At 53.8% G+C, this 13288-nt stretch carries 14 protein-coding genes; 3 read left to right on the forward strand and 11 right to left on the reverse strand.

The window, feature by feature from the left end:
• Positions 1 to 12: 12 nt before the first annotated feature.
• From IEY39_RS18625 to IEY39_RS18660, 8 genes are all read right to left on the reverse strand, one after another.
• A complete protein-coding gene (locus tag IEY39_RS18625) occupies positions 13 to 1059 on the reverse strand; it encodes an HlyD family secretion protein (protein WP_188934379.1) in 1047 nt (348 codons plus the stop codon).
• 76 nt (positions 1060 to 1135) lie between these two features.
• On the reverse strand, positions 1136 to 2494 hold the full coding sequence (locus IEY39_RS18630) for a TolC family protein (RefSeq protein WP_188934381.1): 1359 nt from the start codon (positions 2492 to 2494) through the stop codon (positions 1136 to 1138).
• Between the two features lie 55 nt (positions 2495 to 2549).
• Entirely contained in the window at positions 2550 to 3191 is a 642-nt protein-coding gene (locus IEY39_RS18635) for a TetR/AcrR family transcriptional regulator (RefSeq protein WP_188934383.1), read from the reverse strand.
• Positions 3192 to 3425: 234 nt separating this feature from the next.
• Positions 3426 to 4028 carry an LPS export ABC transporter periplasmic protein LptC gene (gene lptC / locus IEY39_RS18640; RefSeq protein WP_188934385.1) on the reverse strand — a complete coding sequence of 201 codons (603 nt, stop codon included), beginning with the start codon at positions 4026 to 4028 and terminating at the stop codon, positions 3426 to 3428.
• The gene (locus IEY39_RS18645; protein ID WP_188934387.1) at positions 4003 to 4728 is read right to left on the reverse strand and encodes a type III pantothenate kinase; all 726 of its coding nucleotides are present in this window, start codon (positions 4726 to 4728) and stop codon (positions 4003 to 4005) included. The genes lptC and IEY39_RS18645 overlap by 26 nt, the downstream gene beginning before the upstream one ends.
• 1 nt (position 4729) lies before the next feature.
• Entirely contained in the window at positions 4730 to 5374 is a 645-nt protein-coding gene (locus tag IEY39_RS18650) for an LON peptidase substrate-binding domain-containing protein (protein WP_188934389.1), read from the reverse strand.
• Positions 5375 to 5388: 14 nt separating this feature from the next.
• Positions 5389 to 6417 (reverse strand): glycosyltransferase family 9 protein, encoded by a 1029-nt coding sequence (locus tag IEY39_RS18655; protein ID WP_188934391.1) that lies wholly within the window; start codon positions 6415 to 6417, stop codon positions 5389 to 5391.
• Positions 6414 to 7127, reverse strand: coding sequence for an FkbM family methyltransferase (locus IEY39_RS18660; RefSeq protein WP_188934393.1), 714 nt, complete (start codon positions 7125 to 7127; stop codon positions 6414 to 6416). The genes IEY39_RS18655 and IEY39_RS18660 overlap by 4 nt, the downstream gene beginning before the upstream one ends.
• Before the next feature lie 39 nt (positions 7128 to 7166).
• On the opposite strand from IEY39_RS18660, the gene meaB reads away from it, so the two are divergent.
• Positions 7167 to 8069 (forward strand): methylmalonyl Co-A mutase-associated GTPase MeaB, encoded by a 903-nt coding sequence (gene meaB, locus IEY39_RS18665; RefSeq protein WP_188934395.1) that lies wholly within the window; start codon positions 7167 to 7169, stop codon positions 8067 to 8069.
• Between the two features lie 3 nt (positions 8070 to 8072).
• Here the strand turns inward: meaB and IEY39_RS18670 are convergent, their stop codons facing one another.
• Genes IEY39_RS18670 through typA form a run of 3 tightly spaced genes read right to left on the reverse strand, consistent with a single transcriptional unit; the run spans position 8073 to position 11117 of the window.
• On the reverse strand, positions 8073 to 9029 hold the full coding sequence (locus tag IEY39_RS18670; RefSeq protein ID WP_188934397.1) for a glycosyltransferase family 2 protein: 957 nt from the start codon (positions 9027 to 9029) through the stop codon (positions 8073 to 8075).
• Positions 9013 to 9246 (reverse strand): CAMCR motif-containing small membrane protein, encoded by a 234-nt coding sequence (locus IEY39_RS18675; protein ID WP_229688978.1) that lies wholly within the window; start codon positions 9244 to 9246, stop codon positions 9013 to 9015. Before IEY39_RS18675 ends, IEY39_RS18670 begins: the two co-directional genes overlap by 17 nt.
• 53 nt (positions 9247 to 9299) lie before the next feature.
• Positions 9300 to 11117: a translational GTPase TypA gene (gene typA, locus IEY39_RS18680; RefSeq protein ID WP_188934399.1), complete on the reverse strand. Its 1818-nt coding sequence runs from the start codon at positions 11115 to 11117 to the stop codon at positions 9300 to 9302.
• A gap of 161 nt (positions 11118 to 11278) precedes the next feature.
• On the opposite strand from typA, the gene IEY39_RS18685 reads away from it, so the two are divergent.
• Together IEY39_RS18685 and IEY39_RS18690 are read left to right on the forward strand one after the other, a co-directional pair.
• Positions 11279 to 12280: an alpha/beta hydrolase gene (locus IEY39_RS18685; RefSeq protein WP_188934401.1), complete on the forward strand. Its 1002-nt coding sequence runs from the start codon at positions 11279 to 11281 to the stop codon at positions 12278 to 12280.
• A gap of 83 nt (positions 12281 to 12363) precedes the next feature.
• A complete protein-coding gene (locus IEY39_RS18690) occupies positions 12364 to 13287 on the forward strand; it encodes a diacylglycerol/lipid kinase family protein (RefSeq protein ID WP_188934403.1) in 924 nt (307 codons plus the stop codon).
• The last annotated feature ends 1 nt before the right edge of the window (position 13288 follow it).

A 13288-nucleotide genomic window follows, 5' to 3' on the forward strand; every position in this document is an offset into this window, starting at 1 on the left:
TCTTGTTCCCGGCTATTTGGTATGGACGACGACATCCACGCTCATCCCCGGCCTCATTCTATGCAGTACTGCCGTATCGGCATCGATATGGATGCGGACAGGGATACGCTGAACCACTTTTACGAAGTTACCCGTGGCATTGTCCGGGGGAAGCAGAGAGAATTTAGCGCCTGTTGCACCGGAGAAGGATTCTATCGTACCGGGAATCACGTTCTTTTCAAAAGCATCCACCCGGATATCCACTTTCTGGCCTACGTTGATATCCCGCATCTGGGTCTCCTTGAAGTTGGCGGTGATATAGATGTCTTCGTGCACAACGGAGAAGAGGGGGGAGCCGGCCTGTACCAGCTGACCAACCTGGATATTCCGTTTGGAGACGATGCCGGTGGCCGGGGCCGTGATCACCGTATAGCTCAACTGCAACTGCGCATATTCGACATCGGCCTTGCGTGCATCGATGATGGAGGTGGTAGCCACCGTTTGTTCTTTGCTGGTGAACACTCTTCTGTCGATGACAGGAACCTGGCTCTTGGCGGCATCCAGGGAAGCCTGTGCGGCGTCTCTTTCGGCGGTCGCGTCATCGAGCTGGGCCTTTGTAATGGCGTGGTCATCGTAGAGGTTCTTGTAGCGTTCGTAGTCCTGGGTGGCCTTCCACAAGCGCACCTGGGCCTGTTCGATATTCGCCTTCTGTACGGCAAAGTTGGACTGGGCTTCCGTGATGGCGGCGCCGGTTGCGGCGGCATTCTTTTGTGCTGCGGCCAGTGCGGCATAGGCCTGGTCGAGCTTTATCTTATAGTCCCGGTCGTCGAGGATCACGAGGGTGTCCCCTGCATGTACGACCTGGTTATCCTTGAAGCGGATATCCATCACATACCCGGATACCCGGGCAATAATGGGGCTGATGTCCCCATCCACCTGTGCATCATCGGTTTCCTCGTGGGACTGTAAGAATACATATTCCTTTATAGAGAAGAACAGCGCTCCGACCAGGACGATACCCAGGATGATCGGAAATGCGAGTTTTCTACGAGGCTTTTTTTGAGTGTTATTCTGTTCCATAATCTTTAAATGATCTTGTGTTCGAATTTGCTTTGGTTTCGATTACGCCATCGGACCGTTTTACGGTCCTCCGGCTTTATTTAATGTTTGGCCTTCGGCCGATGGGCCCTTGGCCCATCAGGTTCCCGGTAGCTCTCAGGACATTATAATAAGAGATGGTGGCGTCGGATTTTGCCAGCTCGAGGTTCACCCGCGCCTGGTACAACAGGGTTTGTGCATCGATACGGTCGGTAGTATTCACCAGGTTGTTGCGGTACTTGGATTCGGTGATGCGTTCGTTCTCTTCTGCCTGGGTGACGGCCACCTGTAACACCTTTATCTGTTCCAGGGCCGTCTGGTATAGCATGAATTGCTGGTGTACGTCCTGGTGGATGTCATCGAGGGTCTGGTCGCGGGCCACATTCAGATCGCGGCGTTGCACGGCCGCTTCCCTTTCCTTGTTCTTATTGGTATACAGGGTACCGATATTCCAGGAGACGCCGACACCAAGGGTGAGGGGCGCCAGCAGGTTGTTGTGCATCGGGATAGGGTCACCCGTCGGGTTGATGTAGTACATCCCGCCCGTAGCAGAGACCGTGGGCAGCCGCTGGTCATGGATCTTCTTGATATCGATGTCGGCCATCTTCGTCTGATAGGAGAGGTCTTGCAATTCCCGGCGATTGGTCTCGGCTGTCTGTATCAGGTCGCCAAAGGCAAACTGCTCGTTTATCCGGTAATTCACGGGGGGCAGGATGATCTCGGTGGTATCCGGCAGGCCAAGGATGATATCCATATTGTAATTGGCGATCTTCCGGTTGTTCTCGAGCTGTATCTCCGTCAGCTGTATTTGTGATTTCTGCAACTGGAAGCGGAGGACGTCATTCTGTGTTGCAAGACCCTGGCTTTCGTATTTGATCTGTTCATCCAGCTTGCTCTGCACGTCCTGCATGTTCTGCGCGACAATGAGCAGGTTCTCGAGAATCTTATCATAATTGAGATAGGAGTTGATCACCAGGTAGGTGATATCGTCCTTGTCCTTGTCGGCGTCGAGCCGGCTCATCTGCACCATCAGATCGGCCGACTGGCGGGCATACTTGAACTGGTTGCCGTTGAAGATGGGTTCGGACACGGATAATGTTCCCACATAGGCGGGAAAGTCAAAATTCAGTTTGATCGGCTCCTTTGTCAGGCCGGGGATGCTGACCAGGCGGGACAACATCAGGGCATGAAGGTATTGAAAGCCGACCTTGGCGTTGGGGAGGCGAAGGTCTTTGGCCTGATCAAGACGGGTCAGGGCCAGATCGATCTTGTCCTGTGATCTTTTTAATTGTTTGCTGTTCTGAAGTCCCAGCTGCACCGCCTCTTCCAGGGTAAGGGTCCTTGGCTGTGGCTGTGCGTGGGCTACCAGGATTGTAAAAAGTAAGAAGCACAAAACTCCTGCTAACTTTTTTTCCATGTTGATTCTTGTATTTAAACTACGTTCAATTTTTGGATCGTCGCCGCTCGAAGGCTCAGTTGGAGGCTTGGGTCTCGTTCCGGATATCCAGGTGGGCCCGCAGCAGATGCTTAAGATGGGCCTTCAGGCGGGGGGCAAGCTTTGCGCGATAGGTTTCGTCGTCCGCGTCTTCTTTTATGGTAAGAACAGCGCAACCGTAGGGGCGGGACTGAGTGTAGGCTGAGATGGTTCCCATGATGGTTCCCACGGTTAAGGCGACGTCCACCTGCCGGAAGAGTTTTTTCTGCTGACCGTCTGTTATAATCTTTGTTATCTGCTCAAGGTTGCGCAGCTTAATGGCTAATATCCTGTTCTTGATCTCTTCGTTTCGGACGGACGTCGCCTCGTGGTACATTATATTGTGAAACCGTAGGTTATTGAGGATGCGGTCGACATAGAATTCGACCAGCCGGTCGATCTTGTCCCAGGGACTCAGGGACTCGTCCTTGTTCAGCTCAACCAGGATGCCGAAGGCATATTCGGCACGGAAAGTGATCAAGGATTCCAGCAATTTCTCCTTGGAGCCAAAATAATAAGAGATCATGGCCAGGTTGACCCCCGCCTTTTGAGCGATATCCCGGACGGATGTTCCGTCAAATCCCTTGTCTCCAAAAAGCTCTTCTGCTACGATGAGGATATGTTCTCTTTTATCTGACATGTAAACTGCTGATTGCTTCCACAAAGTTAAACAAACGTTTGAATTAAACAAACGTTTAATTGAAAATTTTTCGATTAAAAATTCAACGGCGGGAATGGGGGCTATCCAGCCGGTGGTGGGGTCATTGTCGGGGAAGCGGGCGGGCCGGCGGGACGTTGACGCTATTTAATTGACTATCAGGCCAAATCGCAGTGGGGCTTATTATCCAGGATAGCCGCGAACCTATGACTTGTTTTATTTAGGGATGGCGCTGCCGGCGGTGAGCACGACGCCGGAGAGCTTCTTGATGGTATACCAGCGGAAGTTCTGATCGGCTTCCATGCCCGTACCATAGAGGATCTTATCGGGGGTATAGATCCGAACCGAGTCGTCCGTATAGAATTTTTCCGTATGCTGGTCCCACCACAGCTGTTTGCATCGGAGGGTGTCGCCCTTTTTGAGATTCTTTACTACGACCGAATCCCGCAGGAAAACCTTCTCCTGGTTCTGGTAATACTTTCCATATTTGGAATCGAGCTGGCTTTCCGTTTTCAGCGAGTCGTTGTAAAAGTCGACGTGCAGGGTCCGGGGGAATTCCGCATAGGGCGAATCGGCCAACTGATAACGCAGCATATAGGGAGCCGTTAGCTTCCCCTTCACCCTGGCCCCCAGTTTACCACTGGAGTCCGTCACGGGTTCGCTCAGCAGGCTCGTGAGATCGGTCGCTTCTTCGGGGATTATCTTATGCGGACCGGTGGCCACAGGCTGCACGGCAGCCTTGTCGTTGCAAGCCACAACGCCGAGACAGGCGATGAACACTACCAGTCCTATTTTATTGATTGTACTCACTGATGGCATACAAACCTTTATAGATCAAATGCGGGTCCACAAATATCTTCTTTTTCAGGTGACGGGTAAAGTAAGCCGAGTCCCCGCCGCTCAATAACACGTTAAAGTTGTCATATTTCTCCTCATAGGCTTCAATAATGCCATCCACCTCTTTGGCCATCCCCAGGATCACCCCGCTGAGGATATTGGTCCGGGTATCATAACCCGCCAGCGGGAAATTCCAGTCGGCTTTTACCAGGGGCAGTTTGGCAGTAAAGGCGTTGAGGGATTTGAAGCGCATCTCCATCCCTGGCGAGATGCCGCCACCGATGAATTCCTTGTATTTGTTGACATAGTTGTACGTTATGGCAGAGCCCAATCCGATGACAAGATTGTTCTTCCCGGGAAAGAGGGTCACGGCGGCTACAACAAGCGCGAGGCGATCGGCGCCGATGGTCTCGGGCTTGCCGACAGGGGTTGTTACCGGCAGCCTGGACTGATGACCTAATCTGTGAAAGTGCGTATGCTGTTGCAACAGCGTTTCCATGCCCGGATTATGATCGATGACGGAAGATAAGATGCTTTTATCGGGGTGATACTGATCGAGCAGCATCTTTACCGTTGCATCGCTATCGTCGGCCAGCACCTGCTCCGCCACAAAGTTGCCGTCGACGAAAACAGCGCATTTCATCCGGGTATTGCCGAAGTCAAAACAGAGGGTCGTAGCCATGCTAGTCTTCAAATTTGAATGAGGAAAGATTTTTGAAATGTCCGTTCAATTTTACTCTTTCCTTCAGGGTCTCCATTTCGGCGATGATCGGCAACACTTTTCCCAGGTGGCGTTTGATATATTCCTGGCGTTGTTCTTCCCTTAGTAATCCCAGTAATTCATATTCCTGTTCCAGCGAAAGACCAGCATGATGCGCGATGTCATAGCTAGCGAGCTCTTCATCGGGTTTTTGAAAATCTTTTTCAATATCCAGCAGGCGATGCAACTCGCGAATGGCGTTGACCACCTTTTGCATAAGCTCCCGTTTGCCGGGCCCTTCGATATTGTCGGGGTAGTTGACGATGGCGCCGCTGAATAATTTGTCGGGGACGGTCTTTATCAATTCCAGCATCCGGAAGACTCGTAAGCCCTGGGTGCGGATGTCCATTTCACCGTTGTCATGCACCTTTACCAGTTCGGTGATCTTTACCAGCGTACCCATTTCATTCAGGCGGTTGTCGATCACCGTCGGGATGCCAAAGGGTTTTGCTTCGGCTAAGCATTCGGTTATGAGCTGTTTATAACGCGGTTCGAATATATGCAGGTTGACCTTTTCCCCGGGATAGACAACGATCCCCAAGGGAAAAACGGGAATGAAATTAGTCATACGCGCAAAAGTAGTCAATTTTGGATTTTAGGTGTGGCCGGCAGCAGGGAGAAGAGGTAGTCGGATAGGAGCTCCGGCCGCACCTCCCGCATACAGGCGCAGTCCCCCGTCTTGCGGCAGGCTTCACAATCCCCTTGTTTTACAAAGACTTTGGCCCGGGGTCCGATGGGCGCCCAGCGGCCCGGGTGCATCGGGCGAATCGGTGGATAAATTCCCAGGGCGGCGACACCTAGCGCTGCGGCCAGGTGCAGCGGACCCGTGCTGGCAGCCACCAGCCCATCTGCATGGGAAAGAAAAGATAGCAATTCCCCCAAGGTTAGCCGCCCGGTGAGATCGGTGAGTGAAGGAAACTCCCGCAACAGGGGTTGCAGCAATTCCCCTTCGGCGGCCGTCCCGGTGACAAAGAGCTTGAACCGCTGGGGCGGCAGCGCCTCGATCAGTTGCCGGAAATTATCCAGACCCCATTCGCGGGCGCTGCCACGGGATTTGGGGTGCAATACCAGGTTGAACCTCTCCGCATCCAGGAGTGCGGCAACAGCGGGTGGGAGGGGCTGAAGCCGGGTCAGTCCATAATAGCCGCCGATCTCTTCCAGCGTGTAGAGCTTGCGGGCGCCAAGGGGAACCAGCAGCTGGAGGTTGAGCTGGGCTTCATGGTAAGGAGAATGACGGCGTGACAGTTTCACCAGCCGGTTACAGGCAAACCAATGATACACCCGGTTTGTCGTGCCGATGCGCCCGGCGATGCCGGCCCTTCGCGCCAGTCGGGCGATCTGTCTATTGGGAAATACATGGATGATGGTATCCGCGCCGGTTGCCGCCAGGAGACGCGCCGCTTCCCCCCCGGGCAACCTTTTCCATTCATCCCAATTCAAAAATTCATCTATATGTCCGGAGGCCTTTACCACTTCCTCCGTATAGCTGCGACCCAGGAAAAAAATTGTTGCTTGCGGATACAGCGATCTCAATACACCCGCCACCGGCAGGGTGAGGACCACATCCCCGATGGCGTCTGTCCGGCTGATGATAAAGCTTCGAGGGCTCATTTTCCTGCTTTGGGACTAAAGAGTTTCCCGATCTGCTTACGGGCCCGTCTAAACCGGACAAAGGCGGCCATCAGCGACAATTGCAGTTTCTCCGCGCCGGTGATGGGGAAAGCGCCTTTCCGGAAGTAAACGATATCGGTCTTGTCCATATACCATTTCGCATAGCCTTCACGGGCCATCCAACCGGCTATCTCGGCGTAATAAGGATTCAGGTAGCTTTTCCCATGCATCTCCACCGAAATGACGAGGGGCCGGCTTTTGAGGTATTGGATGACATACCATTCACTGCCTTCGGTGTCGACGCTGAGCAGGGAGATCGTCCCATCGTCGAGCTCGTCGAAGCGCCTGCACTCCACCGTGAACCGGTCTTCCTGCTGGATATGATAGTTATCGTTTACCAGTGCCGGGCTATAGGGTAGGGTAGAGACAAAGGTGGAGGCGTTGCGCTGTACCAGTTCGAGCACGCCATGATGATCGAAGGCGGCATAGGGAAGCAGTTGGACGTTGGGATAATCCCGGAAATAAGCATGAATGGCGGCGATGCTTTTCGGATCGGGCTCTACAAGGGTTGTTCTTATTTTTTCGCTTACAATAAAATCCAGCACATTGGACATTTCCGGGAGCCAGACCCCTACCTCACAAATGTGGTGCAGCGCAACCTTTTTTTCCTGAACTTTTTTGTAGAGCTTTTTTTCCGTTCCAGGTCTCATACTGGCGAAATTACTTGTTTTCGCGATATTTGTACGGCTATGCCGTCTCGATTATTAGCCGATGTCCAACGGGGCGACTTTCGTGCCCTTGCACGCGCCATCTCTTATGCGGAGAATGGCGTGGAGGATTATAGCGCGCAATTGGCCGGGTTGCCGCCCACTACCACTCCGGTAGTCGGCATCACCGGTCCACCCGGTGTGGGTAAGAGCACCCTGGTGGATGCCCTCATTGATCATTATGTAAAGGAACAAAAACGTGTGGCCGTACTTTGCGTCGATCCGTCCTCTACTTTATATTATGGCGCATTGCTTGGCGACCGTATCCGGATGAGCGACTGGTATAACCATCCGGCGGTATTCATCCGCAGCCTCGCGACACGCGGTTCGTTGGGCGGATTGCATCCGCGCATCATCGAGATCACCGATGTGGTAAGACAGGCGCCCTTCGACCAGATTCTCGTCGAGACGGTAGGCGTTGGACAAAACGAGATAGAGATCGCCGGCCTGGCCGATACGACATTAGTTGTGCTGGCGCCGGAGGCAGGCGACGATATTCAGTCCATGAAGGCAGGGTTGCTGGAAGTGGCCGATATCTTTGTCGTCAATAAGAGCGACCGGCCAGACGCCGATCTTTTCATTCGCAATCTGCGGTCGATGCAGACAGCGGCCTTCCGCAAGGAAGGGCGGGATATCCCGGTGGTGAAGACAGTGGCCTGGCAGAAACAGGGGATCGAAGACCTGGTGCGGTACATCGACGCCGATCGCGAGAAGCCGAGCGCCGTCGAGAAACGGTATCGCATCCTCGCCGAGCAGGCTTACCTGCTGATCCAGCAACAACGGATGAAAGGGGTCGACCGGAAATCGCTTGCAGCCACCATCGAAGAGCTTTCGAAAGATGGATCCTTCAACCTCTACCGGTTTGTGAAAGATTTCCCTATTTGATCTTTATTTGATCTTCACCAGCATTTTCAGGCAAAACAGGTATTTCCTCCCCGTCGAATACTTCTTCACCACCAGCAGCAGCTTATAGTTGGCAAGGAAGAGCTGGACGCGGCGGATATCATTCCATGGAGCGAAGTCACGATAGCTGCTGACCAACGCCCGGAGCAGCTTCTTCTGCTCTACCAGGGTATCGGGGCAGGCGTCGCAATAGGCTCTCATCCGGATACGGACACGCGCCAACTCCTTTCGCTTTTTGGCGGCGCGATCGCTCCGATCGGTCTTTTTCTTCTTCCGCCCGACGACCCCAAAGACATTAGCCGCATGCTGGCGGTATTTAACGAGCACTTCGGGCAGGTAGCGGACGCCACCATACAGGGTTGCATGGTAAGCCATCCAGCCATCGTGCGGCACTTCCTCGAGAAAGGGGCTGGCCTTTTCAAAAAGGTGGCGGGTGATCAGCGTGGCATGACCGTACATCCGGGAGAAAACACACAATTGCCGCGGGTCGTCGAAGGACTGGAAATGGGCGAGATCGGAGATCTTCTTGCCAAGCGGCTGGAGATGCTCGTCACACAGCAGGGAGTCGCAATAGACCATCGGGTATTCCCCGATGGCATAGACCATTTTTTCTACCTTATCCGGCATCCAGTAATCATCCTGGTCGCAGAGCGCAATCCAGTTGCCGGTCGAAAGCGCACAGCCTTTCTCAAAGTTGCGGATAAAGCCCAGGTTGCGTTCGTTTACGAAGACTTTTATCCGGGCGTCCCGGGCGGCATATTCGCGCAGGATGCTGACGGTTGCATCCGAGCTGCAGTCGTCTACAGCAATGATCTCGAGGGGAGAATAGGTTTGCGCCAGGACAGAATCCAGCTGTTCGCGCAGATAGGCTTCGCCATTATAAGTGCCCAGGACGACGGAAACCAAACGGGGTCCGAGAGGGGATTCAATCATTATGCTCATGCTGTTCGCTCTTCCACCAACGATATCCGATGATGCCGAATATAGCGAGGGGCGTTACAGCTAAATAGATGATGCCTTTGTTCAAGGCCTTGGCCGGCCGTTCGCCCAGTTGTTGCGCCGTTCGCGTACAGATGGAGCATTGTGCCTTTACGGGCAGCGCTCCCGCTGACAGCAGCAGGGAAAAGACGATGATGAATACGAGATGCCTTCTGTACATAGACGGCTGTTTACATCTGTAAAGGTACGACTTGTCCGAAAAGAAAGTTCGACTTATCTGCCAACCTCTTCCGTCTTCAGCACCTTCTGGAAGCGCTTGCGCTCTTCCTCGTCCAGGATGGATTTGCGGAGCCTGATCTTTTTGGGCGTCACTTCGATGCATTCGTCCTGCTGGATGTATTCCATACATTCCTCCAGGGTCATCTGCTTTCTGGGGACGATGCGCACCGAATCATCACTACCGCTGGCGCGCATGTTGGTCAGCTTCTTGCCTTCCGTTGCGTTGACGACAAGGTCGCCCGGCTTGATATGTTCTGCAATGATCTGGCCGGCATAGACGTCTTCACCGGGGTCGACGAAGAACGTTCCGCGCTCTTGCAGCTTATCGATGGAATAGGCCGTGGTCTTTTCCTGGTTCTTGGAGAGTAGCACCCCGTTGTTGCGACCGGGGATGGGGCCTTTCCAGGGTTTGTATTCCAGGAAGCGGTGGGCCATAACGGCTTCACCGGCCGTATTGGTGAGCATATTGCTTCGCAGGCCGATAAGCCCGCGGGAGGGGATCTCAAATTCCAGGTGTTGCATCTCGCCCTTGCTTTCCATTACCAGCATTTCGCCCTTGCGCTGGGTCACCATGTCGATGACCTTTCCGCTGAACTCGGCAGGGACGTCGACGACCAGGATCTCATAGGGTTCGTGCTTCTTGCCATCTATTTCTTTTACGAGTACCTGGGGCTGGCCAACGGTGAGCTCGAAGCCTTCGCGACGCATAGTCTCGATGAGAATGCCCAGGTGGAGGATGCCGCGGCCGTAGACGAGGAAGCTGTCGGCGCTGTCCGTATCCTCTACGCGCAAGGCGAGATTCTTTTCGGTTTCCTTCATCAGGCGGTCGCGCAGGTGGCGGGAGGTAACGAATTTACCGTCCTTTCCAAAGAAGGGGGAGTTGTTGATGCCGAAGAGCATGCTCATCGTCGGTTCGTCGACGCTGATCACCGGCAGGGCTTCGGGAGTTTCCGCATCGGCAATGGTGTCGCCGATGTTGAAATCTTCCAGGCCGACCACGGCGCAGATATCGCCGGCTACCACTTCGGCCGCCTTTTTCTTACCCATACCCATAAAGGTGTAAAGCTCTTTTACTTTTGAACGCTTGATCACCCCGCCGGCCTGAACCAGGGCGATGGACTGGCCTTCTTTTATCGATCCGCGGGTCACCTTCCCAACGGCGATACGCCCGAGGAAAGAGGAATAGTCGAGGGAAGTGATCTGTAATTGCAGGGGGCCTTCGGATACTTTCGGCGCCGGGACATATTGCAGGATGCCGTCCAGGAGGGGGGTGATATCCGCACATTGTTCGTTCTTGCTATTGAACCAGCCATTCTTACCGCTGCCGTAGAAGGTGGGGAAGTCGAGCTGTTCTTCCGTCGCATCGAGGTTGAAGAAGAGTTCGAACACGGCGTCGTGCACTTCGTCGGGGCGGCAGTTGGGTTTGTCTACTTTGTTGATGACGACGATGGGTTTCAGGTTGAGTTGCAGGGCTTTCTGCAAAACGAAACGGGTCTGCGGCATGGGCCCTTCGAAGGCGTCCACCAACAGAAGTACCCCGTCTGCCATTTTAAGAACGCGCTCTACCTCGCCCCCAAAGTCAGAGTGGCCAGGGGTGTCTATCACATTGATCTTGGTGTCTTTATATTCGACGGCGGCGTTCTTGCTAAAGATGGTGATACCCCTTTCCTTTTCGAGGTCATTATTATCCATGATCAATTCCCCGGTCTCCTGGTTTTCACGGAATACATGGGTGGCGTGTAAGATCTTGTCTACCAATGTAGTCTTACCGTGGTCGACGTGGGCGATGATCGCTATGTTTCTGATTTGCATATAGTTATTCCTTCTTGCGATTGAGGGTACCCCCCAATTCAAGCCGCAAAATTACGCCGAAATGGCCGGATTTCCTAGCTGATCAGGTTCGTTTGGGGAGAAATAACACAAAAAACATCTAAACAGGGGCCGCAATCCTTAATTTCAACTAAAATTATCCCATGCGTAAAAGATGGTGGCTCCTGATCCCGATAGTGTTGATCGTTCTGTATTTCGTCGGTCCGCATCCTTCCAAGCCCGCCTATAGCCCCGAACAGCCCGTGGTTCCTTCCGAGGCCTCTGGCCTGGAGAGCTATATCCGCAGCCAGGAAGCCGTCCACAAGCTCAAACCGGACAACGAAGCCCAAATTGTCTGGGCGGATTCCTCCAGGCGCAAAACGCCTTATGCTATCGTTTATCTCCATGGGTTTTCCGCCTCCCAGGGGGAAGGTGATCCCGTCCACCGGTGGGCCGCAAAAAAATACGGCTGTAATCTTTATCTGGCACGGCTTGCCGAACATGGCATCGACACCACCGAACCAATGGTCAACCTCACGGCGGACGGGTTATGGAATTCGGCAAAGGAGGCCCTGGCCATCGGGCGGCAGTTGGGGGATAAGGTGATCCTCATGGGCACTTCTACCGGGGGTACGCTTGCGCTGCAGCTGGCTTACAGCTATCCCGATGAAGTGGCGGCCCTGGTGCTGTTGTCACCCAACATCGCCATCAATGACCCCAATGCCTGGTTGTTGAACGACCCCTGGGGATTACAGATCGCTCACATGGTCACCGGCTCCAATTATATCATCAGCAAGGAGGATTACGGTCCCCTGTGGCGGCAATACTGGTATCCCAAATATCGCACGGAGGCTGCGGTAGCCCTTGAAGAGCTGGTAGAAACGACGATGACCAGGGCGCATTTTGAAAAGGTGACCCAGCCGGTGGGGCTTTACTACTTCTATAAGGACAAGGACCATCAGGATAGTACGGTGAAGGTCTCCGCCGAGCTCGAGATGTTCGATCAGTTGGGTACCCCTGCCGCCATGAAATACAAGGAGGCCATTCCCGAGGCCGGGACGCATGTCATCGGCAGCGGCATCCGGTCGCATGATGTGCCGGGAGTGGAGAAGGGCGTCTCACATTTTCTCACGGATATAATGCACCTGCCCGAATCGGGTAAATAATGTCTGTGCACTGCGTGCACGAACTGGACTCCGTCCAGTTAGGAAAAATAAATGATCTTTGCGCCGGAAAGCCGAGTCGTCAGATGTCATCACGCAAAATAATTTATCTTATTAACCCCATCTCCGGCACTGGTGGCAAGTTTTCGCTACAGGAAATGATCCGCCAAAAGACCGGGGAGAAAGGAATTGCCTATAGCATTTTACCCACCAATGCAGAGGGCGACTATGCCTTTCTGCTTCCCTTTATCGAGCAGACGGCCGTGACGGACATCATCGTTTGCGGGGGGGATGGGACGGTAAGCGCGGTGGCCGCAGCGCTCGCCGGGGTAGATGTCCGCATCGGCATCGTTCCGATGGGTTCGGGCAATGGACTCGCCTTCGCCGCCGGTATCCCCAAAGATGTGGAGAGAGCGCTGGAGATAATTTTTACCGCAAATGCCTCACCCATCGACGGGTTTCTCATCAATGGGCAGTTTTCCTGTATGCTTTGCGGCATTGGCTTTGATGCCAAAGTTGCGGAGGAGTTCGCCAGCCAGACCAAACGGGGTTTCCGCACGTATGTCCGGGTGACGCTGAAGAATTTCTTCAACGCCCGGCCCTATCCCTTCCGGCTGCGGATCCCTTCCGGCAACGGCCAGGATGCTTCGTTTGGCGAAGAAGCCTTTTTTATCAGCATCGCCAACGGCAACCAGTTTGGCAACAACTTCACCATCGCGCCAAAGGCCAGTCTGCACGACGGTTTGCTCGATATCGTCATTGCCAAGAAAACGAACCAGCTGCGCTTCCTGGTATCCGTCATTCGCCAGGTGATGGGCGGCTATCGCGTACTGGCGAAACCTGAGGCCGAAAGCGGGGCAAGGATCAAGATCATTTATTTTCAGACTCCTGCGCTGGTGATCGAAAACCCGGGCCATGCGCCGTTGCATATCGATGGGGACCCCAAGGCGTCGGCAAGCGAGTTTCACATCAGCGTCGTGCCGAAGGCTATTCAGTTGATCCAACCGTGAT

This window comes from Puia dinghuensis, from assembly GCF_014642875.1.
In the GTDB taxonomy this organism is placed as follows: Bacteria; Bacteroidota; Bacteroidia; order Chitinophagales; family Chitinophagaceae; genus Puia; species Puia dinghuensis.

Coding starts and splice junctions, on each gene's coding strand:
- IEY39_RS18685 (WP_188934401.1), top strand. CDS start 11,279: ATGCGTAAAAGATGGTGGCTCCTGATCCCGATAGTGTTGATCGTTCTG.
- IEY39_RS18630 (WP_188934381.1), bottom strand. CDS start 2,494: ATGGAAAAAAAGTTAGCAGGAGTTTTGTGCTTCTTACTTTTTACAATC.
- lptC (WP_188934385.1), bottom strand. CDS start 4,028: ATGCCATCAGTGAGTACAATCAATAAAATAGGACTGGTAGTGTTCATC.
- IEY39_RS18625 (WP_188934379.1), bottom strand. CDS start 1,059: ATGGAACAGAATAACACTCAAAAAAAGCCTCGTAGAAAACTCGCATTT.
- IEY39_RS18670 (WP_188934397.1), bottom strand. CDS start 9,029: ATGAGCATAATGATTGAATCCCCTCTCGGACCCCGTTTGGTTTCCGTC.
- IEY39_RS18675 (WP_229688978.1), bottom strand. CDS start 9,246: ATGTACAGAAGGCATCTCGTATTCATCATCGTCTTTTCCCTGCTGCTG.
- IEY39_RS18655 (WP_188934391.1), bottom strand. CDS start 6,417: ATGAGCCCTCGAAGCTTTATCATCAGCCGGACAGACGCCATCGGGGAT.
- IEY39_RS18690 (WP_188934403.1), top strand. CDS start 12,364: ATGTCATCACGCAAAATAATTTATCTTATTAACCCCATCTCCGGCACT.
- meaB (WP_188934395.1), top strand. CDS start 7,167: ATGCCGTCTCGATTATTAGCCGATGTCCAACGGGGCGACTTTCGTGCC.
- IEY39_RS18645 (WP_188934387.1), bottom strand. CDS start 4,728: ATGGCTACGACCCTCTGTTTTGACTTCGGCAATACCCGGATGAAATGC.
- typA (WP_188934399.1), bottom strand. CDS start 11,117: ATGCAAATCAGAAACATAGCGATCATCGCCCACGTCGACCACGGTAAG.
- IEY39_RS18650 (WP_188934389.1), bottom strand. CDS start 5,374: ATGACTAATTTCATTCCCGTTTTTCCCTTGGGGATCGTTGTCTATCCC.
- IEY39_RS18635 (WP_188934383.1), bottom strand. CDS start 3,191: ATGTCAGATAAAAGAGAACATATCCTCATCGTAGCAGAAGAGCTTTTT.
- IEY39_RS18660 (WP_188934393.1), bottom strand. CDS start 7,127: ATGAGACCTGGAACGGAAAAAAAGCTCTACAAAAAAGTTCAGGAAAAA.